Raw genomic sequence first — 25127 nt, 5'->3', positions numbered from 1 at the left:
CCGGCTCACAGCAGCCCGAACCGCTCGGCCCAGCCGGTCAGTTCGCGCGGTGTCGTATTGCCGCCGCAGACCACGAGTCCGATCCGGGCGCCGTCACCGACCCGTGCCACGACCTGCCGGGCCGCCGGCAGCAGACAGCCCGCGGCCGGCTCGGCCCACACCTTGGCGTGCTCGGCGAGGTCCAGCGAGCCCTGTGTCGCCTCCCGGTCGGGGACCACCAGCACCTCTTCGACCAGCGTGGACACATGGTCGTACGTCAGCTGGGACACCGAAGGCGCGCTGAGGGTGGTGACCAGGGACGAAAGGGGCACCGGCACGGGCCCGCCCGCCTCCAGCGCGGCCGACATGGCCTCGGCACCCGCGGTTTCCACACCCCACACGCGCACGCCGGGCCGCCTGGCGGCGAGGGCCGCCGCGATGCCGGAGACCAGCCCGCCGCCGCCGATGCTGACGACGACGTCCGTCAGCTCGTCGTCCGCGTCCTCGGCCAGTTCCAGCCCGACCGTGCCCTGTCCGGCGATCACGACCGGGTCGTCGAACGGGTGGACCAGGGTCAGCCCCTCGTCCCTGAGCCGCGTCACCAGCTGAAACGCGCTGTCCATGCCGTCGGTCAGCCGCACCTGCGCGCCGGCCCGCTCGGCGAGCGCGATGGAGCGCTCGGGCGCGCTCCGGGGCATGACGACGGTCGCCTTCACATCGAGGGCCGCGGCCATCGCCGCGAGGGCGATCCCGTGGTTGCCGCCGCTGACCGCGACCACGCCCGCAGCCCGTTCGGCCTCGCTCAGCGACACCAGCTTCGCGGTCGCCCCGCGCGCCTTGAACGAGCCGGTGCGCTGGAGCAGTTCGAGCTTGGCCGTGACCGGGACGCCGAGCAGCTCGGTCAGGCCCGGACTCGGCACGGTCGGCGTCCGCACGACCTGTCCGGTGATCCGCTCCGCCGCGGCTTCGATCTCCTTGATGCCGATCAACGTGCTCCACCCTTCCGGCGCGGGGGGTGAGAGCCGCGCCGAGGGCACCCTGGCCCGCGGGGACGGCGGCGGTCAACACGGTTTCGACAAGGTGCCTACAGCGCGCGGCCCACCAGGAACTCCAGCAGCCGGAGCAGGTCGCCCGCCGCGCCGGCGGCCGCCGGCGTCCGCGTGAGCAGCGCCCGGGCGGCGGCCGTGTGCGCGCGGGCCTCGGTCAGCGCCGCGGTACGGCCGCCCGCCGCCTCGATCAGCGCGGCGGCCTCGTCCGCCCGGCCCGGCGTGCCCAGCAGCTCCGGCAGCCCGCGCGCCGCCGGTGAGCCGAGCGCGGCCAGCACCGGATACGTCTTCTTGCCCTCCCGCAGATCGCCGCCCACGGGCTTGCCGGTGAGATCCGGATCGCCCCAGATGCCCAGTACGTCGTCGACCAGCTGGAAGGCGACACCGAGCCGCCGTCCGGCCCGGTCCAGCGCGCCGACCGTGGCCTCGTCCGCGCCGCCGAGCAGGGCGCCCAGCGCGACGGCGCAGCCCAGCAGCGCCCCGGTCTTGCCCTCCGCCATCGTCCGGTACTCGTGCGGCATGACCCGCGCCGGGCCGGTGCACGGCCGGGTGGCGAACAGCAGGTCGTCCGCCTGTCCGCGCACGAGGTCGGCGAGGGCCGCCGACAGCAGCCGTACGGCGCCGGCACCCCGCGGCGCGGCCGCCAGGGTCTCCACCGCCAGCGCGAACAGGGCGTCACCGGCGAGCACCGCCGGGCCGGTGCCGTAGGCCTTCCACACGGCGGGGCGGCGGCGCCGGGTCGCGTCGCCGTCCATGATGTCGTCGTGCAGCAGCGAGAAGGCGTGCACCAGCTCCACCGCGACCGCGGCCGGGACGCCGATCCGCCCGTCGGCCCCCGCCGCCTCGGCGCCGAGCACCGCGAGCGCCTGCCGTACGCCCTTGCCCCCGGGCGCGGCGGCGGGTGCCCCGCCCACCTCGCACCAGCCGAAGGAGTACGCGGCCATCTCCGCCACCCACGGATGCAGCCGCCCGACCGCCTCGCGCAGCGCCGGCCGCACCCATTGCCGGCAGCGTTCCAGTACGTCGGGTGTGGATGGCGCGGTTCGTACGGTGGTCACCGGGCGCCCTCCGCGTCGAGGCCGAACTCCTCCTGGGCCCGGGCCACCATCTGCCGGGCGTGCTTCAGGCCGCTCAGCTCCACCGTCCGTGCCAGTTCCCCGAGTTCGGCAGCCGTCTCGGCGCGGTCCCGGCCGAGCCGTGCCCGCGACTTGGCCAGCCCCAGCCGGGCCAGTGCCTCGCCGCGCGGCTCGCTCATCGCGCGGAACTCCGCCAGCGCCAGCTCGTACATCTCCCGGGCCTCGGTGTAACGCCCTGCCCGGTACAGGACGTTGCCGCGCATCTTGTGGTTGTAGGCGAGCGCGCTGGAGAGGTTCATCGCCCGGCAGTCGGCCTCCGCGCGGGACAGCAGTTCCAGCGCCCGCTCGGTGTCCTTGTCGCGCACCGAGAGGATGTCGGCGAGTCCGCGCAGCGCCCAGGCGTGCCCGCGCCGGTCCTCGGCCCGCTCGGCTATCCGCGCCGCCTCCTCGAACAGCGCGTACGCCCGGTCGTGGTCGCCGGTGTTGCGGTGCATCTGCGCGATGCCCTCCAGTGCCCACACCGTGTGCCGGGCCTCGCCCCGCCTGCGCGCCTCGGCCAGCAGCTGCTCGTGCAGCCGTCCCACCGCCGCGTAGTCGCCCTGGATCCGGCCGGTCTCCGCCAGGCCGGCCAGCGAGTAGCCGCGGACCACGACGTCCCCGCCGCGCTCGCCGAGCTCGGCCGCGAGCCCCAGCAGCCGCCAGGCCAGCGGGAAGGCACCGCGCTGCCGGGCGAGGGTGCCGCCGCTCCACAGTGCCCACGCCATCGCGGCGGTGTCGCCGGCCGCGCGGGCGGCGCGGTAGCTGGCCTTCCACGCCCGGTCGGCCTCCTCGACGTGGCCGAGCCGCCGGTGCGCCTCGGCCACGGCGAGCCCGCAGCGGGCCGCCTCGGCGCGGCGCCCGGACCGCTCGGCCTCGCGCAGCTTCTCGGTGCCCTCCGTCAGCACATCGACCAGCGAGGAGTTCACGGACAGGGTGGTCAGGGCGCCCTGGTACTCCGGGGCGAAAGCCTTGCCGTACATGCGTGCCTTCTATACACCCCATGTATACAAGCTATGTATACATGGGGTGTATAGGTGTGTCGGAATACGCCCCGGCCCAAGAGGCCGGGGCGTGTCGGGTCTGTCGCCGATCAAGACGCGGGTACGGCGACGCGGGTTGCCCGTGCGACCCGGATCACGTGTGAAGGTTCAGTGCTGCCGGGCCTTCTGCGGGGTCAGCTCGCTCGGGCGCACCACGACGAAGCCCTCACCCTGGAGCATCAGTTGCACGGCTTCCCCGGAGCCGCCGCGCAGCATCGAGCCGATGGACTGGGAGCGGTGCAGCGAGGTCCGCAGATGCGCGGTCCAGCCGACCACCGCGTCCGTGTCGACATACACCGGTGCCTGCGCCGAGACCGGGATGACCAGCGGGTTGCCGTCGCAGACCAGGCCGAGCCGGCCGTGCCCGCTGAACACGCTGTTGAACAGGCCGCCGCCGGCGATGCCCGAGCCCTTCACGGTGGTGATGTCGTACGACAGCGAGGCGTCGAAGCACAGCACGTTGCGGCCGCCCACCGTGAACCGGTCGCCGGGCTCGACCTCGACGACGAAACAGTTGTGTGCCTCGTGCGCGAACCAGGCCTCGCCCTGGCCGCGCACCGCCATGAGGGGCAGCCCCTCACCGGTGACCGCACGTTTCAGCGTGCCGCCGACGCCCTGCCCCTTGCGCTCGAATGCGAGGCTGCCCCGGTAGGCGACCATCGCGCCCTGGCGGGCGTACATCTCGCCGTCCACCGCGTACTTGATGCACTTGGCGTTCTCGATGGACATGCCCGGCTCCACGGCCGGCTGCACCACGTGGTCACTGGAAAAGAGATCACCCTTCATGCGGGGAATGGTGTCCCGGAGGGTCTCATTCCGCCAAGGCCGCGCAAAGTGGCCGGCCGGTGACCGCGCAGCAGCGTCCGGCAGGTGGCCGCCCTGTCGCCGCACCGCGAAGCCGGCGCCCAGGTGACCGAACGCCGGCCCGAGGTGCCGGCGCGGTGCCCGGGACCGTTCCTCGAGCCGTCCACCACCCGGCGGTGCGGCACCGCCGCGCAGGCGGCCGGAGGGTTCCGGCCGTGAACGTCCCCGGCGGCTACCACCGGGCGGTCTTCGCCCCCTTCCCGCAGAACGCCGGCGTCAGGGCCCCGGCCAGCGCGTCCGACACCTTCCCGTTGTTGGACGTGGTGGCCATCGCCGTGAGACTGCGCGTCCCGTCCTTCGACGCGAAGGCGTACGTGGAGTACCCCTGCACCACCCCCGTGTGCCCGTACACCGAGATTCCGCACGCCAGACGGAGCCGCCGCAGCCCCAGCCCGTAGGCGGCCGGGCCGGTCACCCGTGTGAAGTGCTCCATCTCCTCCAGCCGGGCCCTGGACAGCAGCCTGCCCCCGAGCAGCGCGGAACAGAACGTGTCCAGGTCCCGCGCGCTGGAGACGATCGCCCCCGCGCTCTGCGCCCACGACATGGTCTGGTCGGTGGCGTCGACCAACGGGTCACCCGCCCTGTCCGGGGTGAGGTAGCCATGGGCGTACCTGCCCGGGATCGCCTTCGCGGGAGACACGTAGAACGTGTCCCGCAGCTTCAGCGGCTTGAGGACGCGGTCCTCGTACTCGGTCCGTACGGAGTGCCCGGTGAGCTTCTCGATGAGCATGCCCGCGATCACGAAATCGGTGGCGGAGTGGGAGTACGCGGTGCCGGGCGCGCTGGTGCGGGGCTTCTTCAGGGAGAGGGCGACCAGCTGACGGTAGGTGAAGACCTTGTTCCGCACCGCCTCGAACCCGGGCACGCTGTCGGCGAACATGTCGCCGGCGTAGTCGTGCAGACCGCTGCGCTGACCGAGCACCTGGCGGACGGTGATGCGGTCGTCCGGCAGCAGCCGGGGCAGATAGCGGTTGACCGGCGCGTCCAGCGCCAGCCGGTGCTCGTCGACGAGCTGCAGCAGGACGACGGCCGAGAAGGTCTTGGTGACGCTGCCGGCGCGAAAGCGGTCCCTCGTGCCGACGGCCCGTCCGGTGCCCCGGTCGGCGACGCCGCGGGCCGCCTCGTACGTCCGGCCGTGGTCGTCGAGCCGCGCGGGCGCCCCCGGAGCACCCCGGTCCACCGCGGACCGCAGCGCCGCGGCGAGGCCCGCGGTGTCGGGTGCGGGCGCCGCCGCCGTGGTGCCGGGCGTGGCCCGCGCCGGGACCGCGAGGAGCGACAGCGCGAGCGCACCGAGGGCCGCGCTCCGTCCCGCCGTTGCTGAGACCATCCGGCACCCGCTTTCCGTGAGACGAACCCGTGCGTACCGGCGGCAGCTGATGCGCCGTCTGATGCGACGTCGGTCACATTCCGGCCCTGCAACCTAGGGGATGGCGGCAACGTCTCCACAGTCGACACACAGTTGGTCAGCCAGTGATCACTCTGTGGCGTGCATTCGTAAAGGATTGCCATAGAAGGTTGCGAAATCGATCATTCCGCCTTTACGTGCACATGACTGATCCGTAAGGGTTACGCCCTGGGGCCCGACCAGCCCCCGTGGCGAGCAACCACGCCACGTCTCAAGGCGGTTGGTGATCCCCGCTGCCTCAGAAACGAAGGAACCCTGATCCTTGCGTAGACCGCACATACGCAGCGTCGCCGTCGCCATCGCGGTGACGACCGCTGCCACGGGCCTTGCCGGTACGGCATTCGCGGGTCCCTCGACGGGGGTGGAGCGGTCCTCGGCGTCCACCGGCACGAACGCCACCACGGTGGTCGAGGCGGCACGCACCGCGGCCTTCGCCCACTCCTCGGCGACCGGCGTATCGAAGGGCGACGAACTGCACGCCCAGGACGTCATGCTCGATCCCGAAGGCGCCCGGCACGTCCGCTTCGTCCGCACGCACGACGGCATGCCCGTCCTCGGCGGCGACCTCGTCGTCCACCTCGACCACAAGCTGGCCTACACCGGCGTGACCCGCGCCGCCGGTCACACCGTCGACCCGGCCACCACGCAGGCCAGGCTGACCGCGGGTCAGGCCGCCGCGAAGGCCGCCCGGGCCGCCAAGGGCGAGGCGGGCACCGCCCAGCTCGTCGTCGACGCGCGCGGCGGCTCCTCCGCCCTCGCCTACCAGGTGACCGTGACCGACGACCAGGGCGGCACCCACACCGTCGTCGTCGACGCGGTCACCGGGAAGGTGCGCAGCAACACGCCCGACAGCGACGAGTTCCTGTCGCCGAAGCTGCTCGACAGCCTGCGCAGGCACGGCGAGACCATCGACCCGGCCACCGGCATCGGCTCCGCCTCCCCCGAGGCCGGACTGCTCGGCTCAGGCGTCTCCGGCGCCAGGGCGGGCTACCCGTCGGCCGCCAAGGGCACCGGCAAGACCCTTTTCGTGGGCACCGTCGGCCTGACCACCACACAGACCTCGCGCGGCCACTACCAGCTCAAGGACCCGAGCCGGTACGGCACCGAGACGCGCGACGCCAAGGGCTCGTACACCGAGAAGTTCAGCGCGGGCACCAAGTTCACCAGCACGAGCGACGTGTGGGGCAACGGTAAGACGAGCAACCGTGCCAGCGCCGCGGCCGACGCCCAGTACGGCGTCACCAAGACCCTGGACTTCTACAAGAGCACCTTCGGCCGCAAGGGCATAGCCAACAACAGCAAGGCCGCCCAGGCGATGGTGCACTGGGGCAAGAAGGTCGCCAACGCCTTCTGGGACCCGACCTGCAACTGCATGCTGTACGGCGACGGCGACGGCCAGATGTTCAAGAAGCCGCTCGTCGTCCTCGACGTCACCGGCCACGAGCTGACCCACGGCGTGGTGGACGCGACCGCGAAGCTGGAGCCGACCTACGTCGACTCCGACGGCAACCAGTACGGTGAGCCGGGCGCGCTGAACGAGTCGCTCGCCGACATCTTCGGCTCCAACGTCGAGTTCTACGCCAGGAACGCGAAGGACCCCGGGGACTACCTGATCGGCGAGAAGCTGGGCCTGTCGCAGAAGTTCCTGCGCCGTCTCGACCACCCGTCGCTCGACAAGCTCGAGGGCACCATCGACTACTGGTCGCCGGACACCTACTACACCGAGGTGCACGCCGGTTCCGGTGTCTCCTCGCACGCCTACTACCTCCTCGCGGAGGGCAGTGGCAAGAAGACGATCAACGGGGTGAGCTACAACTCGCCGACGTACGACCACTCCACGGTCAAGGGCATCGGCCGCACCAGGGCCACCGCCATCTTCTACCGTGCTCTCACCCGCTACATGGTCTCCACGACCGACTTCCACGACGCGCGGATCGCGACGCTGAAGGCGGCCAAGGACCTGTACGGCGCGAACAGCACCGAGTACAAGACGGTGGACAAGGCGTGGGCCGCGGTCAACGTCACCGCCGCCAACACGCCGGCCGGCCGTCACTGACGCACGCCGCCGCACCACCGGATGCCCCGCCTCGCGCGGGGCATCCGCATGTCCGGGCCGCCGGAACGCACCGGTACCCTGCGCAAGCGTCCGTACCCGTGTGTCGCCGGCTGGAGGAGCGGATGGCCCCCGACAACCCCGGCGGGACCCGCCGCCCGGAACGGGACACCCGTCGAGGTGCGCGGCGGAGGCAACGGCGCGACCATGACCTGCGTGGGGTGCGCACCTGTGTCCCGGAGGACCCGCAGGCGGCCCGGCGGGTCCCGCCCGCTCCCGGACGCCGCGCCGACCGGCCGGTTCGGGCGCGGCTGCCGCGTCGCCGCCGCCCTGCTCGTTGTCGCCGCGTGCCAGTCCGCGCCCGCCCGGGTGGCCGCCCTCCCCCCGTCCACCGAGCGGGCCTCAGGCGTCGTCACCTGGACGGCGAGTGCCGACCGCCTGGGCGAGGGCACCGCCGGCCAGGACTACCGTCTGATCGTGCACACCAGCGTCGGCGGCGACGATCTGCGCGTCCGCCTGAGCAACGCCTTCGGCGACCGGCCGCTGACGGTGGACGACGTCCACGCCGGTGTGCGCGCCGGAGGCCCCGCCCTGCGGCCCGGCAGCAACCGGCGGCTGACCTTCGGCGGCGCCCGCACGGTCACCGTCCCGGCAGGCGGCACCGCCTGGAGCGACCCCGCGCCCGGCCGGGTGTCCGCCGGCACCGATCTGGCCGTGAGCCTGCACACCCCGGACGCGGCGGGACCGGCGACCGGCCACTGGCTGGCGATGCAGACGTCGTACACCGGCCGGGGCGACCACACCGCCGAGGAGAGCGGCACCGGCTGGACCCGGACGACCAGCGCCTGGTGGTACCTCGATGCCGTGTCCGTACGGCCCTCGCGCCACACCATCGGAGCCGTGGCCGCGCTCGGCGACTCCCTCACCGACGGCTGGCACTCCACCCCGGACACCAACCGCCGCTGGCCCGACTACCTGGCCCGCCGCCTGCACCGGGCCCACGCGGCCCTCCAGGGCGTCGCCGACGAGGGCGTCTCCGGCAACCGGGTGCTCGCGGACGGCGACGGGCAGAGCGCCCTGAACCGGCTGGACCGGGACGTGCTGTCCCTGCCCGGGGTGCGCACCGTGTTCCTCTTCGAAGGGGTCAACGACCTCAAGGCGCACACCGGGGTCCGTGCGCGGGACCTGATCGCCGGCTACCGGAAGATCGTCGGACGGGTGCACGCGGCGGGGAAGTGCGTGGTCGCCGCCACCATCGGCCCGTTCGAGGGCCGGGCCGAACGGGACCCGGGCGCCGACGCCGTACGCCGGCAGGTGAACCGATTCATCCGCACCGGAGGGGAGTTCGACGCCGTGACCGACTTCGACCGCGTCCTGCGCCGCCCGCACGCTCCCGCCCTGTTGCGGCCGGCCTTCGACGACGGTGACCATCTGCACCTCGACGACAGGGGCATGCGGGCGCTGGCCGGCGCCGTCCGACCGGGCAGCCTCGACTGTGCCCGCCGACCGCACCGGCGGACGGTTCACCCCGGGGCCGGTCGGCCCCGGCGCGATCAGCCCCCGGCGATGGGCGAGCGCCACCGCCGCCGTACGGCTCGCGGCACCCAGCTTGGCCAAGCGGCGCACTGAACGCGATCTCTGACACGCCCCCCCGTCGTGACACGCAGGACCGACAGTACGCCTTCAGCACAAAAGGACCGCAACGCCGTCAGGGGGCGCCGGGAACCGCGCGGCGAATCACCCGCAGCCGCCGACGCGGAGAACCACTCGTCCCGGTGGGCACTCAACCCCCCAGCGTGTCCGCCCAGTCGACCGGCACCCGCCCAGCCGGGCCCGGCACGGGCTGGTCCGTGGGATGACTGACGGGCGGCGCGAGTTCGGGCCCCGCCGCGTACAGCTCGTCCGTCGTGTAGTTCCAGAACCACTCCTCACCCGGCTCGAAGCTCCGGATCACCGGATGCCCCGTGGCGTGGTAGTGCGCGGTCGCGTGCCTGGCAGGGGAGTCGTCGCAACACCCGATGTGCCCGCACTGCGCGCACCGGCGCAGGTGGAACCACCAGCCGCCGGCCTCCTCGCACTCCACACATCCCGGACCGCTGGGCGGGACGCCCGGGTCGATTCCGTCGACGGTGCTCATACGGTTTCCTCCACTACCTCCGGCACCTCCGCGGTCAGCGGCAGCAGCACCTGGAAGCGGGTGTCACCGGGCACCGAGTCGACGCGCAGGCTGCCGTGGTGCTTGTTGACGACGATCCGCCAGGAGATGTCCAGGCCGAGCCCGGTGCCCTCGCCGACCGGTTTGGTGGTGAAGAACGGGTCGAAGATCCGGTCCTTGATCTCCGGCGGGACACCGGGCCCGGTGTCCCGGAACTCGACGAGCAGCCGCTCGTGGTCGAGCGCGGTCCGCACCGTCAACGTGCCTGCGCCGCCCGCTCCGTTGACGGCGGACACCGCGTTGTCGATCAGGTTGGTCCACACCTGGTTCAGCTCGGCCGGGTAGGCGGGCACCGGCGGGAGCGTGCGGTCGTACTCCTTCACGACCTTGATGCCGGCACCGATCTTGCCGGACAGCATCAGCAGCGTGCTGTCGAGCAGTTCGTGCACGTCCACCACCCGGTAGGGGGCCCGGTCCAGCTGGGAGTACTGCTTGGCTGCGTCGACGAGATGCGAGATCCGGGTGGTGGAGTCCTCGATCTCGTTCATCAACAACTCTGTCTCGACGGTGTAGTTGAGCCAGCCGACGGCTCCCGGCAGGATCTCGGGGTCCACGGCCGCCGCGACCTGCTCCAGCCAGTCGACGTCGAGCCCGGCCTGCACGAACGTCGGTGCCAGCTGCCAGGCCTGGCCGATGCCGCGGTCCTCCAGCCAGTCGGTGAGCAGGTCCTCCCGGTCGGCGGCCTCCAGCGGAGTGAGCACGGGCGCCTTGGCGACCCGTTCGGCGGTGCGCTCCTGGATCTCGATCAGGCTCGCCAACGCGTCACGGGAGAAGGGCCCTTCGGCGATCACGGCGAGCTTGCGCCGCATCTTGGCCACCCGTTCGCGCAGGGTCGCGGTGGCGCGGACCGCTGCCGCCGCCGGGTTGTTCAGCTCGTGCGTGAGCCCGGCCGACAGCGAGCCGAGCGCCAGCAGCCGCTCCCGCTGACCGATCGCCGCCTGGGTGTTCTTCGAGCCGAAGAACAGGCCCTCCAGCAGGTGCACGGCCATCGGGAACCACTCGGTCATGACGTCGGCGAAGATGTCCGCCGGCAGCACGAAGAACCGCGTCGGCCCGGTCACCCGCATCGAGTTGTTGTAGACCTGCCGCACCCGGTCGCCGAGGTAGGCCTGCATCGCGCCCGCGTACACTCCGCGCTGCGAGGTGCGGGCGACCTCCACGTCGTCGCCGCCGACCCGGCGGGAGAGCACGACCGTGCCCTCGATCATCACGAAGAAGCAGGTCGCCGGGTCGCCCTCGGTGTACACCGGGCCCGGCTCGAACAGCTCCACCCGGCCCTCGCTGCACAGGCGCCCGAGCTGTTCCGGGCTCAGCTTCTCGAAGAGGAACAGCGAGCTGATCTCCTTCGGGCTGCACGGCATGATTCGCCCACTCATGGCTGCTCCTGATCGTTCATGACTGTTCCAGATACCGGTGGACGAGCATCACGGCCATGGCTCCCTCGCCGACGGCGGACGCGACGCGCTTTGCGGACTCGGCGCGGGCGTCACCGGCCACGAACACACCGGGGACGCTGGTCTCCAGGTGGTACGGCGGCCGGTCCAGCTCCCAGCCGGGCGGTGGGTGCCCGTCGGCGGTCAGATCGGGCCCGGCCAGGATGAACCCGCGCTCGTCGCGCAGCACCGCGTCGCCCAGCCAGTCCGTCAGCGGAGCGGCGCCGATGAACACGAACATCCACTGCGCGTCGACCCGTTCGGTCTCCCCGGTCACCGTGTGACGCAGTGTCAGCTGCTCCAGATGGTCCGAGCCGTGCGCCGCGTCCACGACGGTGTGCGGCCGCACCGAGATGTTCGGTGCCTCGTCGATCTGCTGGATCAGGTAGTGCGACATCGAGGCCGACAGGTCGGGGCCGCGTACCAGCAGTGTCACCGACTTGGCGCCCCGGGACAGGTACATCGCCGCCTGCCCCGCCGAGTTGGCGCCGCCCACGATGTACACGTCCTGCCCCTGGCAGGAGGCGGCCTCGGTCAGCGCGGAGCCGTAGAACACCCCGCAGCCGGTGAGGTCGGTGCAGCCGGCGGCCTCCAGCTGCCGGTACTGCACGCCCGTCGCGAGGATCACGCTGTGCGCGGCGATCGCCGTACCGTCCGCGAACCGTACGATCCGGGCCGCGCCGCTGACCTCCAGTGCCGTCACCTCGCGTGCGGTCAGGATCTCCGCGCCGAACTTGGCGGCCTGCCGGCGTGCCCGGTCGGTGAGCTGGGCGCCGGAGATGCCGTCGGGGAAGCCGAGGTAGTTCTCGATCCGGGAGCTCTGCCCGGCCTGCCCCCCGGTGGCCGACCGCTCCACCAGCACGGTCCTGAGCCCCTCGGAAGCCCCGTACACGGCGGCTCCGAGCCCGGCGGGGCCGCCGCCGATCACGATCAGGTCGTAGAAGTCGGCCGTCGGGGTCGTCGCCAGGCCCACCCGTGCCGCAAGCTCGGGCGCGTCGGGCTCGACCAGGGTGCCGCCGTCCGGCGTGATCACCAGCGGCAGCCTCCGGCCGTCCGCTCCGGCGGCCGCCAGCAGCCGCCGGCCCTCCGGCTCCTCGACGGAGTACCAGCGGTAGGGCACCTGGTTGCGGGCCAGGAACTCGCGCACGTTCGACGACCGGGCGGACCAGCGGTGCCCGACGACCTTGGTGCTGGGCACGGGCCGGTAGGCGCTGCTGCGCCAGGCGTCCAGCAGGTCGTCCAGGACCGGATAGAGCTTCTCCTCGGGCGGGTCCCAGGGCTTGAGCAGATAGTGGTCCAGGTCGACGACGTTGATCGCGTCGATCGCCGCGTTGGTGTCCGCGTACGCGGTGAGCAGCACCCGCCGCGCGCCCGGATAGACGTCCAGCGCCAGCTCCAGGAACTCGATGCCGTTCATCTGCGGCATCCGGTAGTCGGCCAGGATCACCGCCACCAGGTCGCCGCGCAGCTTCAGCTCCCGCAGTGCCTCCAGGGCGGACTCCCCGGACTCGGCACGCACGATCCGGTACGACTCGCCGTAGCGTCGCCGCAGATCGCGGGCGACGGCACGGGAGACACCCGGGTCGTCGTCCACGGTCAGGATGACGGTCCGCGCTGTGTCGGCGGCCTGTGCCATACGTCTCCCACCCCGAGCTTCGGTACCACGGAACGGTGTCGTGGCGACCACCGCACCGGTTCCCTGCCATCGTATGTTCGATCGCCCCGGTTCGCCCCGGGACAAGGAGGAGAGCCCGCCCGGCCCCCTCGCCGCTCCCCGGGCACGCGGAACTCGTCGCCCTCGGGACCGAAAGAGACCACCCGTGCGCGCCCGTGCCCGATAGTGGGCATCAGCGGCACGACAGCGGCGACGACGAGGGGATCACGCATGACACGCCCGATCACGGCAGGGGTGGACGGCACCGAGGAGAGTCTGGCCGCGCTGGACTGGGCCTGCCGGGAGGCCGTACGCCGTGGGCTGGGCCTGCGCGTGGTGCACGCCTGGCGCTACGCCGAGTCGCTCGCCACCGCCGACCGGGACACCCAGCACGGATGGGTGTCGCAGGGCATCGCCGAGGCGGGGCGGGCCGCCTGCGAGCGGCATCCGGAGCTCGCGGTGAGCGTCGACGTCGTCGAGGGCGACCCCGTGCACGCGCTGGCCCGTGCGGCCAAGGAGGCCGAGATGCTGGTGCTGGGCTCGCGCGGGCACGGGCCCGTCCTCGGGTTCCTGCTGGGCTCGGTCGGCCAGCAGGTGATCGCCGAGGTCACCCGGCCGGTGGTCCTGGTGCGCGCCGGGGACCGGCCGGCGGCGGAGGCCGCCGGCCGGGACGTCGTGGTCGGCCAGCACGGCGGCCCCGAGGACAGCGCGGCCGTGCTGCGGTTCGCGTTCGAGACGGCGGCGGCCCGTGGTGCGGCCGTCCGGGCCGTACGCGCGTGGACCCTGCCGCCGGTGTTCGCCTACAGCCCCGGCTCGCTCAAGCTCCTCGACGAAGCGGGCGGCCTCGAACCGTACGAGAGGCAGGCGCTCACGGAGGCGCTGCGGCCGTGGCGGGAGCGGTTCCCCGAAGTGCCCGTCGCCGAGCAGGTCGAGATGGGCAGCGCGGGCCAGGTGCTGCTGTCGGTGGCCGGCCGGGCCCAGCTGATGGTCGTCGGGCGCCGCGCGCACCGCAGTGCCGTGGGCGCGCGGGTCGGCTCGGTCGCGCACGGGGTGCTGCACCACGCCGAGTGCCCGGTCGCCGTGGTCCCGCACGACTGAGCTATTCGGCGTCGGCCGGCTCCAGACCGGCCCGCGCCTTGGGCAGGACGTTCTCGATGTAGTCCTTCACAGCGGTGTCGAGGCCCATGTCGTGCTGGGCGCGCTCGCACAGGTACCAGCGGTGCTCGAGGAGTTCGTGGTAGATCTCGGCCGGGTCCATCGAGCCGCGCAGCTCGGGCGGTACGGCCCGCACGGTGGGCCGGAACACGTCCCGCACCCAGCGGTGGGCCAGCACCTCGGGACGGGCGGCAAGGGGGTCCCCCGGGGCGTAGTCGTCCTGCGTGGCCATCCAGCTCTCCAGGTCGTTCAGGAGCCTGCGCGCCTGGTTCTCCTCGGCGTCCAGACCGGTCAGCCTGAGCAGCTGGCGCTGGTGGTGGCCGGCGTCGACCACCTTCGGCACGAAGGTGACGCTGTCGCCGTTGGAGGAGTGCTCGATCTGCATCTCGGCCACGTCGAAACCGAGGTCGTTCAGGCGGCGGATCCGGCGTTCGATGTAGTGGTACTTGCCCGCCGGGTACACCGAGGTGCGGGTCAGCTCCTGCCACAGGCCCTGGTACCGGGTGCAGATCTCGTGCCCGAACTCCACCGGGTCGACGGAGGGGTGCAGCGCGCCGGACGCCTCCAGGTCCAGCAGCTCGCCGCTGATGTTCACCCGGGCCAGGTCGAGGTCGTACTCCCGCTGTCCCGGGCTCAGCCGGGGGTGCAGGTCGCCGGTCTCGGCGTCGACCAGATAGGCGGCGTAGGCACCCGCGTCCCGCCGGAACAGCGTGTTCGACAGGGAGCAGTCGCCCCACGCGAAACCGGCCAGGTGCAGGCGGACCAGCAGCACGGCGAGGGCGTCCATCAGCCGGTGCATGGTCGCCGGACGCATGGTCGTCTCGAACATCGAGCGGTACGGCATCGAGCCGCGCAGATGCCGGGTGACCAGGACCGGTTCCAGTGGTTCGCCCGCGCGGTCGGTGCGGCCCGTGACCACGGCGAGCGGGTCGACGGCCGGGATGCCGAGCCGGTCGAGGTCGCGCAGCAGCTCGTACTCGCGCAGCGCGGGCCGCTCGGCCAGCTCCTTGACGGCGATCACCTCGTCCCCGGCGTGCGCGTATCGCACGACGTGCCGGGAGATGCCCCTCGGCAGTGGCACGAGGTACTCCTCGGGCCACTCCTCCAGGGGCACGTCCCAGGGAAGGGCGAGCAGGAGCGCGGGGTGCTCCGGGTTCGTGGCGCTGATGTGCAAGGCCATGGCAGGAACCCTACGGCCCCGCGCGGCTGTTCTAGGAGGCCCGGTCCAGCGCTTGCTCGGCCGCCGCGCGCACCGGGCCCCGGTGGACCGGCCCGTGGCCGGGCAGCAGGGTGTCGCCGTCGAGCGCGCCGATCAGCCGCAGTGAGGCCACGGCGCGGGCGCGCTCGTGGTGGAAGAAGTCCAGGAGCATCTGGGGGCCCTTGATCCGCGAGGTCGCGTGTCCGGTGGCCAGGGCGTCGCCGGAGATCACGATGCCCGCCTGAGGCAGGTGGTAGACGCAGTGGCCGTCGGTGTGGCCCGGCGTGTGCACGGGCACGGGGCGGCCGGGCAGGTCGAGCGGGCCCTCGGCCGGGAACGGCTCGGGCGCGGTGACCGGGTTGTGCCGGGTGCCGCCGACCTTGATCACGTGCCGTGCCCACGGGACGACACCGGGCCGCCAGGCGTTGCGCACCACGTCCCCGATGGTGGCCTGCTGGAGGAAGTCCCGTCGCGCGTGCGGCACTTCGGCGGGGTGCAGATAGACGGGGATGTCGTGGGCGGCGCGCAGGTACTCGGCCGAGCCCAGATGGTCGTTGTGGGCGTGGGTGATCAGCACGGCGGCCACCGCCTCCGGTGAACTGCCCACCTCGGCGAGCGAGTCCAAAAGCCCCTGGCGGTCCCCCGGATACCCGGTGTCCACCAGCGTGACGGCGTCCCCGTCCTTCAGGATCACCCAGTTGACGTGGTTGCCGTGCACCAGAAAGGTGCCGTCGGCGACCTGGTGTACCTCTGTCCGCATGATCTCCCCGAGCCCTGTGCGGCCGATCGTCGGGGACAGCCAACCAGATGTGCCGGCACTCCGCAGCACCCCGCACCCGCCGGCCCGCGTCACCGCACGCCCTGCGGCCGGAACTGGATGCTGATGCGAGGCCCCGCGGCCCGGGTGGTCTTCGGTACGCAGTGCTCCCAGGTCCGCTGGCAGGAGCCGCCCATCACGATCAGGTCGCCGTGCCCGAGCGGTCGGCGCACCGTCGCACCGCCCCCGCCGGCCGGACGCAGCAGCAGGTCCCGGGGCGCGCCGACCGAGAGGATCGCGACCATCGTGTCCTCGCGGGCGCCCCGCCCGAGCCGGTCCCCGTGCCAGGCCACGCTGTCCCGGCCGTCACGGTACAAGCACAGTCCGGCCGTGGTGAACGGCTCGCCCAGCTCCTCGGCGTAGTGCCGGGACAACGCGTCGCGCGCCTCGTCCAGCACCGGATCGGGCAGCGGGTCGCGCGAGCCGTAGAAGGCCAGCAGGCGCGGTACGGCGACCATGTTGTCGTACATCTTGCGGCGCTCCGCGCGCCAGGGGACGTCCGCCGCGAGCTTCTCGAACAGCGCGTCGGCGCCGCTCAGCCACCCCGGAAGCACGTCGATCCAGGCGCCGGCGCCCAGTTCGGTCCGGCGCAGCCCGTCCAGTGGGCCGAGCCGCAGCTCGTCGGTCTGGTCGAACAGGGAGCCCTGAAGGTGCGTGGACATGAGCCCAGCGTACTCCCGAATCGAAAATGTGTTCCCTTGATTGACAGGCCCTTTCGATACATCGGTGTATCGGATACATTCACGTATCGAACGGAGGCGAGCCCCGATGGACGAGACAGGCCCACGTGTCACCCGGCGCCGGGTGCGGACCCGCGCGCGACTGCTCGACGCCGCGTTCCGGGTGTTCGCCGCCAAGGGGTTCGGCCGGGTCTCGATCGAGGAGGTCTGCGAGGCGGCCGGCTTCAGCCGCGGCGCCTTCTACTCGAACTTCGCGACGCTGGACGAGCTGTTCTTCGCCCTGTACCAGGAGCGCGCGGACCTCATCGCCTCCCAGGTGGCCGAGGCCCTCGCCCAGGACGGACCCGGACTCGACGTGCCGGCCGCCGTGGACAGGGTCACCGAGGTGCTCCTGCTGGACGTCGACTGGCTGCTGGTGAAGACCGACTTCCTGGTGCACGCGGCTCGTGACCCCGAGGTCGCCCGGGCCCTCCTCGACCACCGGGCCCGGCTCCGGGAGGCGATCGCCGACCGGCTGTTCCGGGCCCGCGGCGACACCGGTCCGCGCGCCGTGCCGGGAGACGCGGACGGCGCCGCGCACGCCGTGGTCGCCGCCTACGACGGCGTCACCGTCCAGCTGCTGCTGGACAAGGACGTGGATGCCGCCAGGGTCTGGCTCAAACAGCTGCTCACCGCCCTCCTCACGGAAGGACACAGTCACGATGGACGCTGACGTCATCGTCGTCGGAGCGGGCCTCGCCGGCCTGGTCGCGGCGCACGAGCTCACCAGCCGGGGCCGCCGGGTCGCCCTGGTCGACCAGGAGAACGCGGCCAACCTCGGCGGACAGGCGTTCTGGTCCTTCGGCGGGCTCTTCCTGGTCGGCTCCCCGGAGCAGCGCCGCCTCGGCATCAAGGACTCCTTCGAGCTGGCCTGGAACGACTGGCAGGGCAGCGCCCGGTTCGACCGGCTGGACGACGAGGACTCCTGGGCGGTGCGCTGGGCCCGCTCCTACGTCGAGTTCGCGGCCGGCGAGAAGCGGTCCTGGCTCCGGGGCCACGGCATCGAGCTGCTGCCGACCGTCGGCTGGGCCGAGCGCGGCGACCTCAGGGCGGACGGCCACGGCAACTCCGTACCCCGCTTCCACATCGCGTGGGGCACGGGCACCGGCGTGGTCGAACCCTTCGTGGAGTACGCCCGCCGGGCCGCCCGGGACGGGCTGCTCACCTTCCACCACCGCCACCGGGTCGACGAACTGGTCATCGAGAACGGCACCGCACGCGGGGTGCGCGGCACCGTCCTCGCCGAGGACCGCTCGCCGCGCGGCGTCGCCTCCAACCGCGACCGCGTCGGCGACTTCGAACTCACCGCCCAGGCCGTCGTCGTCACCACCGGCGGCATCGGCGCCGACCACGACCTCGTGCGCCGCTACTGGCCCGCCCGGCTCGGCACCCCGCCCGCCGGGATGGTCACCGGGGTCCCGGCCTACGTCGACGGCCGCATGCTCGACATCAGCGCCGAGGCCGGCGTCCGGCTGGTCAACCGGGACCGCATGTGGCACTACACCGAGGGCCTGCAGAACTGGGACCCGATCTGGCCCGGCCACGGCATCCGCATCCTGCCCGGCCCGTCCTCCATCTGGCTCGACGCCCTCGGCCGCCGACTGCCCGACCCCTGCCTGCCGGGCTACGACACCCTCAACACCCTCAAATACCTGCGGACCACCGAGGACATAGCGGGCTACGACCACTCGTGGTTCATCCTCACCCGGAAGATCATCGAGAAGGAGTTCGCGCTCTCCGGCTCCGAGCAGAATCCCGACATCACCGCCAAGGACCGCAAGGCCGTGCTGCTCGACCGGCTGCTCGGCAGCGGCGCGCCCGCACCGGTGCAGGCCTTCGTCGACAGGGGCGCCGACTTCGTGACCGCGCGCAGCCTGGAGGAGCTGGTCGGCAGGATGAACGCGCTGACCGACGAACCGCTGCTGGACGCCGCCGAGGTGCGCCGCCAGATCGAGGCCCGCGACCTGCAGATGGCCAACCCGTACAGCAAGGACGCCCAGGTCCAGGGCATCCGCAACGCCCGCCGCTACATCGGGGACCGCCTCGGCCGCGTCGCCACGCCGCACCGCATCCTCGACCCCGCCGCGGGCCCCCTCATCGGCGTCCGGCTGCACATGCTGACCCGCAAGACCCTCGGCGGCATCCAGACCGACCTCGACTCCCGCGCCCTCGGCGCCGACGGCACGCCGATCGAGGGGCTCTACGCGGCCGGCGAGGTGGCCGGCTTCGGTGGCGGCGGTGTGCACGGCTACAACGCGCTGGAGGGCACCTTCCTCGGCGGCTGCCTGTTCTCCGGGCGGGCCGCGGGCCGGCACGCGGCCGCGCACACGGGCTGACGTCTCACTCCGCCGGCAACTCCGCGAGGACCCGGGCACGACTCTCCTCGGGCGTCTTCGACGCCGTGAGCAGGTTCACCGGGCCCTCGCGGGCCGCCCTGAGCCCGTCGAGCAGCTCGACGGCATCGGGAGCGGCCGGTTCGGCCTCGTAGCGGCGGCGGAACTCCTCGTACGATCCGCCGCCGTGGAACCATTTGCGCAGCTCGGTGGGGGGTGTGAGGCCCCTGGGCCAGGCGTCGACGTCCGCCTCCTGCGTGGCCGGGCCGCTGGCCACAGCCGGTCGACCAGCACGCGCAGGCCGTCGCCGGGCTCCGGCGGCTCGTAGATCCGGCGCACCCGCACGCTCACGGTCGTCACTCCCTTCCGGCCGGCGGACGGTGCCGCGAGCCTGACGCGCCGGAGCACCGGGCCGCCCGGCGGCGAGACTTGACCAGAATGAAAGGGAGCCCGGTACACCCGCGCGTCTAGTCTGTCGGTCCAGCCGATCACCGCCACCCCCCCGAGGAGCGCTCGTGACGCCACCCCCCGGACAGCCTGCCCGCCGCCGCACCGCCGTCCTGCGCCGCGAGGCGGTCCTCGCCGCGGTCCCGGTCGCCGTGGCGGCGCTGATCGGCGCCGCCGGACCCACGGCGCCGGTGGCCGGCGCGCCCGGCGCGGGCGACCCCTACTTCCCGCTCAGCGGCAACGGCGGCTACCACGTCCGGCACTACGACCTGACGATCCGTTACGACACCTCCTCCAGGCACCTCGACGGCACGGCCGTGCTCGCCGCCCGCGCTGCCCAGAACCTCGGCCGCTTCGACCTCGACCTGACAGGCCTGAAGGTCACCCGCGTCGCCGTCGACGGCGCCCCTGCGGCCTTCCGGCGCACCGGCCAGGAACTCGTCGTCACCCCGCGCCGTACCCTGCGCACCGGCCGGGACTTCCGGGTCGCCGTCGCCTACAACGGCACCCCGGAACCGGTCACCGACCCCGACGGCAGCCCCGACGGCTGGATACCCACCGACGACGGCGCGTTCGTCGCCGGCGAGCCGCAGGGTGCGATGACCTGGTTCCCGGCGAACGCACACCCGAAGGACAAGTCGTCGTACGACATGACCATCACCGTCCCCCGGGGACGCACGGCCGTCGCCAACGGCGTCCTGCTCGGACAGCGCACCGCGCACGGCCGTACGACCTTCCGCTGGCGCGAGACCCAGCCGATGGCCGCCTACCTGGCCACCGCCACCGTCGGCACGTTCAAGGTCGAGCAGTTCACCACCCACGACGGCATCCGCGTCTACAACGCCGTCGACCCGCGCGAGGCGGCCGCAGCCGCACCGGTGCTGAAGAAGCTGCCGTCCGTACTCGCCTGGGAGAGCAGGCTGTTCGGGCCGTACCCCTTCCGCTCGGCCGGGTCGGTCGTCGACCACGCCCCGGACGTCGGCTACGCCCTGGAGACCCAGACCCGGCCGCTGTACGACTCCGCACCCGACATCGGCACCCTCGTCCACGAGAGCGCCCACCAGTGGTTCGGCGACTCCGTCTCCCTGACGGCCTGGAAGGACATCTGGCTCAACGAGGGCTTCGCCACCTACGCCGAGTGGCTGTACGCCGAGCAGCACGGCGGCGACAGCGCCCAGAAGACCTTCGACGCCCTCTACGCCCGCCCGGCGAGCGACCACCTGTGGGCCTTCCCACCCGGCGACCCGGGCAGCGGCCGGTACATCTTCGACGCGCCCGTCTACGCCCGCGGCGCCATGGCCCTGCACGAACTGCGCCGCGCCGTCGGCGACCGGGACTTCTTCCGGATCCTGCGCGCCTGGGCGGCCGGACACCGCCACGGCCACGGTACGACGGCACAGTTCGAGCGGCTGGCCGAGCACGTCTCGGGCAAACGGCTCGCCGGACTGTTCCACACCTGGCTGTTCACGAAGGGCAAGCCGAACAGCGCCTGAAACCTGACCGGTTCCACACAAGTGCCGGCCAGGATCGGCGCCATGGTCCGTCGCGCAGCCGCCGTCACGCTCCGCCGAGACACGCCGGCCGACGCGTCCACCGAGCGTCCCGGGCGCCTAGGATCCGAACTCGTGTGCGCACATGTGCTGGTCGCCGAGGACGACGAGAAGCAGGCCGAACTGATCCGCCGCTCCCTGCTGGCCGAGGGACACACGGCCACGGTGGTGCACGACGGCGCCGCCGCGCTGGACGCCGCCCGGAGCATCCGGCCCGACCTCGTCGTCCTGGACCTGATGCTGCCGGTCGTCGACGGCTTCGAGGTGTGCCGGGCGCTGCGCCGCGGCACGGACCCCGAGACACCGGTCGTCATGCTCACCGCCCGCTCCGCCGAGGACGACGTGCTGCTCGGCCTCGAACTCGGCGCCGACGACTACATGACCAAGCCGTACAGCCCGCGCGAGCTGATGGCCCGCATCCGCACGGTGCTCCGGCGCAGCGGGCGCGGCACGGGCGCCCGGGAGGGCGACCCCGCCGTCCGGGCCGCCGGGATCAGCGTCGACCCGGTACGGCACGAGGTGCGCTGCGCGGGGGCCCCGGTGGACTGCACGCCCGCCGAGTTCCAGATCCTGCTGGCCATGGCGGCGGAGCCGGAACGAGTGTTCACCCGGCGGCAGTTGCTGCAGTGCACCCGCGGCTTCGACCGGTCCTCCACCGAGCGGGCCGTCGACGTGCACATCATGAACCTGCGCCGCAAGATCGAGGCCGACCCGCGCCGTCCGACCAGGCTGCTGACGGTGTTCGGCGTCGGCTACAAGCTGAGCGGCTCCCGCCCGTGAGACGCCGACGGCCCGCGCAGGCCCACCCGGACCGCCGGACGGTGCCCGTGAAGCGGCGGATCCCGGTGCGCAAGCGGCTGCTCGTACGGCTGCTGTCCGTCTCCGCCCTGATCGCCGTCTGCTCGGTGGCCGCCACCGCCTGGCTCGCGGTGACCACCACGACCAGCGCCCTGAAGGAGGAGCAGGGCCAGGACCTCGCCGCCGACAACAGCATCCTGGCCCGGCTCAGCGGGTACGCGGCGACCCACTCCGACTGGACGGACGTCCGGCGCACCGTCCGGCAGTTGGCCGCCGGAACCGGCCGCCGGATCGCCCTCACCACCGCCGACCGCACCCTCGTCGCCGACTCCGCGCCCCGCGGCACCCCGCTGCCGCCCCGGCCCGCCGCCACGATCGACCCGCTGCGCACCGACACCTACAGCGAGACGGGCGCCCAGCTCAGCGGCATCGACCCGCGCGTGGTCGGCCCCTACCGGCTCCCGGCGGGGGAACGCGCCGAACTGGACGCGCTGGCCACCAAGCGCAAACAGTGCTACGAGCACTACGGCCTGCAGCCCACCGTCACCCACGCGGAGAGCGGGCGGCCCGTCGTCACCGTGGGCGACGGCCCCGACGCCGCCGCCTACGGCGCGAAGATGTGCGAGGACGGCCGGCTCGACACGCCCACCCCGACGGAACGCAGGGCCCTTGCCGACCTCACCGGCCTCGCCCGGCCCTGTCTGGGACGGGCCGGGATCGATCTCGGCGGGCAGTTCCTCCTCAGCCCCGACCCGAGCGGCAAGGACCCCTTCGACGCCGGGTATCTCGTCGCGAAGTACGCCGACACGGGCAGGAGGGCGACGGCGCGGGCCATCCAGCAGTGTGTCCTGACCGCCCGGCGCGTCCAACTGGAGCCCTACGTCGCCCCTGTCGCCGACCTGTTCCTCGGCATCGGAGACCAGAACACCTCCCGCTTCGACATGTCCCCGGCCAACAAGGCCAAGGTGATCGGCGCGGCCGGACTGGTCCTCGCCGTCACCGTCGCGGTGACCGCGCTCGTCGCCACCCGCCTGGTCCGGCCGCTGCGCGCCCTGACCGATGCCGCCGGGGCGCCCCCCGACCTGCATGTACGGGTCCCGGTGACCACCCGGGACGAGACCGGCATCCTCGCCGAGGCCTTCAACGACCTGACCGAGCGCCGCGCCCGCCTGGAGGCCCAGCGCAGGGCGATGGTCAGCGACATCGCGCACGAGCTGCGCAGTCCGCTCACCAACATCCGCGGCTGGCTGGAGGTCGTACGCGACGGAGTCGTCGAGCCCGATCCGGCCCTGCTGGACTCGTTGCACGAGGAGGCGCTCGTGCTGCAGCGGATCATCGACGACCTCCAGGACCTCGCCGCCGCCGATGCCGGCACCCTGCGGTTGCACCGCGAGCCCCTCAGGGCCGGAGATCTGCTGGACCAGGTCGCCGCCGCCCACCGGATCGCCGCCGACGGCGCCGGGGTCGCCCTGCGCACCGAGGCCGACGCCGGCGCCTGGCTGGACGCCGACCCGGTGCGGATGCGGCAGGCTCTCGGCAACCTCGTCTCCAACGCCCTGCGGCACACCCCGGCCGACGGGACGGTCACGCTCGCCGCACGCCGGGACGGCACCGACGTCGTCCTGACCGTCACGGACACCGGCACGGGCATCGCGCCCGAGGACCTGCCGCACGTCTTCGACCGGTTCTGGCGCGCCGAGAAGTCCCGCAGCCGGCGCACCGGAGGCAGCGGCCTGGGCCTGCCGATCGTGCGCCACCTGGTCGCCGCCCACGGCGGCTCGGCCGAGGCCGCGAGCGAGCCCGGCAGCGGCGCGGTCTTCACCCTGCGGCTGCCCGCGGCCCGGCCACCGGACGAGGGCGCCTGACCGGCTCCGATTCCTCTCGCGCGCCAGGGGTACTCCGGGCGCGCGGCGCAGTCGAGGGAGGTCAGGCCATGAGTGCAGCGGACAACATGCCGGTCGTGTCCACGCTCGCCGAGGTGGCCCGCCTGCTGGACGGGCGGCAAGGCCTGTACGTGCGCTGGTCCCAGGGGCCCGGCACCGACCTCGCCGACGTCTCCAGCACCGACGACCTCACGGGTGTGTCCATGCCCGGGCTGTCGGCCAACCCGCTCGACGTCGAGGACTGGTGGGCGGACCGGTCGGTGGAGCTCTGGGTGGCCCGCAGGCTGTACGACTACGCGCACCTCCCGCACGACAAGGGCCCCGGCGTACGACCGTGGGTCCTGCGGGGCCGGGAGACCGCCCGGGGCCCGGACAACGAGCCGCTGGTGACGGATGTCGAGCCGCTGTGCTGGATCGCGGACGAGGCGATCGCCGCGGCCGAGGCCGAGGTGACCCGCCAGGAACGGGCCTGGGGCACCCTGCGCCGCAGCGGGCGCTGACGCCGTCGCGAGGGCCGGCTGCCGCGGGGACCTGGGCGGTGGACCTGGAGGGCAGGAGCCGCGCCGCCGAGGGATCGGCGCAACCCTGGGGGAGGTCTGACCGCACCGGGCGGGGACCACTCGGGCCGGCGCCCGGCCGGGGTGGAACCGCCCGAGCACGGCCGAGGGCGTCGTGGCGGTGACGGGTGGGGCCGTGAGCCGGGGTGGGCGGCCGGAGGGCTCCTGGGACCGGTGGGGTACGAGTCTGCGGGGGCATGACCGGAGCCGGTGGGGGTGGAGCTGCCGGACGGTCCGGAGCACGGCCGGGGGCGGGCGGGAGGACGGCGGTGGTTCGTCTTGGCCGTGGCGGGGGTGGCCGTGGCGGTGACGGGTGGGGCCGTCAGCCGGAGTGCGGGCGGGAGCGGGCGCGGGCCCGGCGGTGCAGTGCCCTGCGTTCCAGTTCGGTCGTTCCGCCCCAGATGCCGATGGCCTGGCCCGTGTCCAACGCCCAGTCCAGGCACGGCTCGCGGACGGGGCACTGCCCGCAGACCGCCTTGGCCCGCTGGGTCTGCACCTGCGCCGGTCCGGTGGTGCCGATGGGGAAGAACAGGTCGGGGTCCTCGTGACGGCACGCGGCATGGTCGCGCCAGTTGTCCATGGCTGTCTCCTGGATCGGATCGAAGTCGTCCGTGCCTGTCGTACGCACTGCGGGTTCGGGTGACCGGTCGGGGCGGTGTGAAACGGGCGCGTCCCAGGGGGAATCGCGCGACGACCTCGATCCGGTCACGGGCGCGCTCGGCCCGAAGCGGACCGTACGCGCTCAACAGGCCGGGTAACGGGGCGAGGACGCCGCACAATCGAGGACGCCCGTACCCGACCGGGCACCGGCGGCGCGGAGTTGGGGGCGGGAACCGGCCGGGACCGCCGTCCGCCGCGCCACCGCC

General features: G+C 73.1%; 21 protein-coding genes and 1 pseudogene. 9 read left to right on the top strand and 13 right to left on the bottom strand.

What is annotated here, in order from left to right:
• Positions 1-5 precede the first annotated feature (5 nt).
• The 5 genes from AC5WRT_RS11725 to AC5WRT_RS11705 all read right to left on the bottom strand — a co-directional run bounded on the left by AC5WRT_RS11725 (position 6) and on the right by AC5WRT_RS11705 (position 5371).
• Positions 6-968 carry a threonine/serine dehydratase family protein gene (locus tag AC5WRT_RS11725; RefSeq protein WP_496093241.1) on the bottom strand — a complete coding sequence of 321 codons (963 nt, stop codon included), beginning with the start codon at positions 966-968 and terminating at the stop codon, positions 6-8.
• Between the two features lie 95 nt (positions 969-1063).
• Positions 1064-2083, bottom strand: a complete 1020-nt coding sequence (locus AC5WRT_RS11720) for a polyprenyl synthetase family protein (RefSeq protein ID WP_496093242.1) — start codon at positions 2081-2083, stop codon at positions 1064-1066.
• Positions 2080-3120: a tetratricopeptide repeat protein gene (locus AC5WRT_RS11715; protein ID WP_496093243.1), complete on the bottom strand. Its 1041-nt coding sequence runs from the start codon at positions 3118-3120 to the stop codon at positions 2080-2082. Before AC5WRT_RS11715 ends, AC5WRT_RS11720 begins: the two co-directional genes overlap by 4 nt.
• Before the next feature lie 168 nt (positions 3121-3288).
• Positions 3289-3966, bottom strand: a complete 678-nt coding sequence (locus AC5WRT_RS11710) for an AIM24 family protein (protein WP_496093244.1) — start codon at positions 3964-3966, stop codon at positions 3289-3291.
• A gap of 250 nt (positions 3967-4216) precedes the next feature.
• On the bottom strand, positions 4217-5371 hold the full coding sequence (locus tag AC5WRT_RS11705) for a serine hydrolase domain-containing protein (protein WP_496100199.1): 1155 nt from the start codon (positions 5369-5371) through the stop codon (positions 4217-4219).
• A 340-nt stretch (positions 5372-5711) separates the two neighbouring features.
• Here AC5WRT_RS11705 and AC5WRT_RS11700 point away from each other — a divergent pair, with 340 nt between their 5' ends.
• Together AC5WRT_RS11700 and AC5WRT_RS11695 are read left to right on the top strand one after the other, a co-directional pair.
• A complete protein-coding gene (locus AC5WRT_RS11700) occupies positions 5712-7505 on the top strand; it encodes a M4 family metallopeptidase (RefSeq protein ID WP_496093246.1) in 1794 nt (597 codons plus the stop codon).
• A 327-nt stretch (positions 7506-7832) separates the two neighbouring features.
• Positions 7833-9131 carry a GDSL-type esterase/lipase family protein gene (locus AC5WRT_RS11695; protein WP_496100232.1) on the top strand — a complete coding sequence of 433 codons (1299 nt, stop codon included), beginning with the start codon at positions 7833-7835 and terminating at the stop codon, positions 9129-9131.
• 154 nt (positions 9132-9285) lie between these two features.
• Here the strand turns inward: AC5WRT_RS11695 and AC5WRT_RS11690 are convergent, their stop codons facing one another.
• The 3 genes from AC5WRT_RS11690 to AC5WRT_RS11680 are packed head-to-tail and all read right to left on the bottom strand — an operon-like array spanning position 9286 to position 12786.
• The gene (locus tag AC5WRT_RS11690) at positions 9286-9639 is read right to left on the bottom strand and encodes a UBP-type zinc finger domain-containing protein (RefSeq protein ID WP_496093247.1); all 354 of its coding nucleotides are present in this window, start codon (positions 9637-9639) and stop codon (positions 9286-9288) included.
• Entirely contained in the window at positions 9636-11093 is a 1458-nt protein-coding gene (locus AC5WRT_RS11685) for an ATP-binding protein (protein WP_496093248.1), read from the bottom strand. Before AC5WRT_RS11685 ends, AC5WRT_RS11690 begins: the two co-directional genes overlap by 4 nt.
• A 16-nt stretch (positions 11094-11109) precedes the next feature.
• A complete protein-coding gene (locus tag AC5WRT_RS11680) occupies positions 11110-12786 on the bottom strand; it encodes an NAD(P)/FAD-dependent oxidoreductase (protein ID WP_496093249.1) in 1677 nt (558 codons plus the stop codon).
• Between the two features lie 249 nt (positions 12787-13035).
• On the opposite strand from AC5WRT_RS11680, the gene AC5WRT_RS11675 reads away from it, so the two are divergent.
• Positions 13036-13902, top strand: a complete 867-nt coding sequence (locus AC5WRT_RS11675) for a universal stress protein (RefSeq protein ID WP_496093250.1) — start codon at positions 13036-13038, stop codon at positions 13900-13902.
• A 1-nt stretch (position 13903) separates the two neighbouring features.
• Here the strand turns inward: AC5WRT_RS11675 and AC5WRT_RS11670 are convergent, their stop codons facing one another.
• From AC5WRT_RS11670 to AC5WRT_RS11660, 3 genes are all read right to left on the bottom strand, one after another.
• Entirely contained in the window at positions 13904-15139 is a 1236-nt protein-coding gene (locus tag AC5WRT_RS11670; protein WP_496100198.1) for a DUF4032 domain-containing protein, read from the bottom strand.
• Between the two features lie 31 nt (positions 15140-15170).
• Positions 15171-15917, bottom strand: coding sequence for an MBL fold metallo-hydrolase (locus tag AC5WRT_RS11665; protein ID WP_496093252.1), 747 nt, complete (start codon positions 15915-15917; stop codon positions 15171-15173).
• An 89-nt stretch (positions 15918-16006) separates the two neighbouring features.
• On the bottom strand, positions 16007-16636 hold the full coding sequence (locus AC5WRT_RS11660; protein ID WP_496100197.1) for an alpha-ketoglutarate-dependent dioxygenase AlkB: 630 nt from the start codon (positions 16634-16636) through the stop codon (positions 16007-16009).
• Positions 16637-16742: 106 nt separating this feature from the next.
• Here AC5WRT_RS11660 and AC5WRT_RS11655 point away from each other — a divergent pair, with 106 nt between their 5' ends.
• Positions 16743-17366, top strand: a complete 624-nt coding sequence (locus AC5WRT_RS11655; RefSeq protein WP_496096152.1) for a TetR/AcrR family transcriptional regulator — start codon at positions 16743-16745, stop codon at positions 17364-17366.
• The gene (locus tag AC5WRT_RS11650; RefSeq protein WP_496100196.1) at positions 17356-19029 is read left to right on the top strand and encodes an FAD-binding dehydrogenase; all 1674 of its coding nucleotides are present in this window, start codon (positions 17356-17358) and stop codon (positions 19027-19029) included. The genes AC5WRT_RS11655 and AC5WRT_RS11650 overlap by 11 nt, the downstream gene beginning before the upstream one ends.
• A 4-nt stretch (positions 19030-19033) precedes the next feature.
• Here the strand turns inward: AC5WRT_RS11650 and AC5WRT_RS11645 are convergent.
• Positions 19034-19377 (bottom strand): annotated as a pseudogene (locus AC5WRT_RS11645) (DUF488 domain-containing protein).
• A 164-nt stretch (positions 19378-19541) separates the two neighbouring features.
• On the opposite strand from AC5WRT_RS11645, the gene AC5WRT_RS11640 reads away from it, so the two are divergent.
• The 4 genes from AC5WRT_RS11640 (at position 19542) to AC5WRT_RS11625 (ending at position 24204) form a co-directional block, all read left to right on the top strand.
• On the top strand, positions 19542-20966 hold the full coding sequence (locus tag AC5WRT_RS11640; protein WP_496100195.1) for a M1 family metallopeptidase: 1425 nt from the start codon (positions 19542-19544) through the stop codon (positions 20964-20966).
• Positions 20967-21098: 132 nt separating this feature from the next.
• Positions 21099-21803 carry a response regulator transcription factor gene (locus AC5WRT_RS11635; protein ID WP_496100194.1) on the top strand — a complete coding sequence of 235 codons (705 nt, stop codon included), beginning with the start codon at positions 21099-21101 and terminating at the stop codon, positions 21801-21803.
• 47 nt (positions 21804-21850) lie between these two features.
• Positions 21851-23686: a sensor histidine kinase gene (locus AC5WRT_RS11630; protein WP_496096149.1), complete on the top strand. Its 1836-nt coding sequence runs from the start codon at positions 21851-21853 to the stop codon at positions 23684-23686.
• Between the two features lie 68 nt (positions 23687-23754).
• Complete coding sequence (locus tag AC5WRT_RS11625; protein ID WP_496096148.1) at positions 23755-24204, top strand: DUF6098 family protein; 450 nt, start codon at positions 23755-23757, stop codon at positions 24202-24204.
• 379 nt (positions 24205-24583) lie between these two features.
• Here AC5WRT_RS11625 and AC5WRT_RS11620 read toward each other — a convergent pair whose 3' ends face one another.
• On the bottom strand, positions 24584-24841 hold the full coding sequence (locus tag AC5WRT_RS11620; protein WP_496096147.1) for a WhiB family transcriptional regulator: 258 nt from the start codon (positions 24839-24841) through the stop codon (positions 24584-24586).
• Between the last annotated feature and the right edge of the window lie 286 nt (positions 24842-25127).

It is taken from the genome of Streptomyces sp. NTD91, assembly GCF_059510455.1.
The sequence above is the reverse complement of the archived record's forward strand: the minus strand, read 5'-3'. Positions and strand labels throughout refer to the sequence as shown.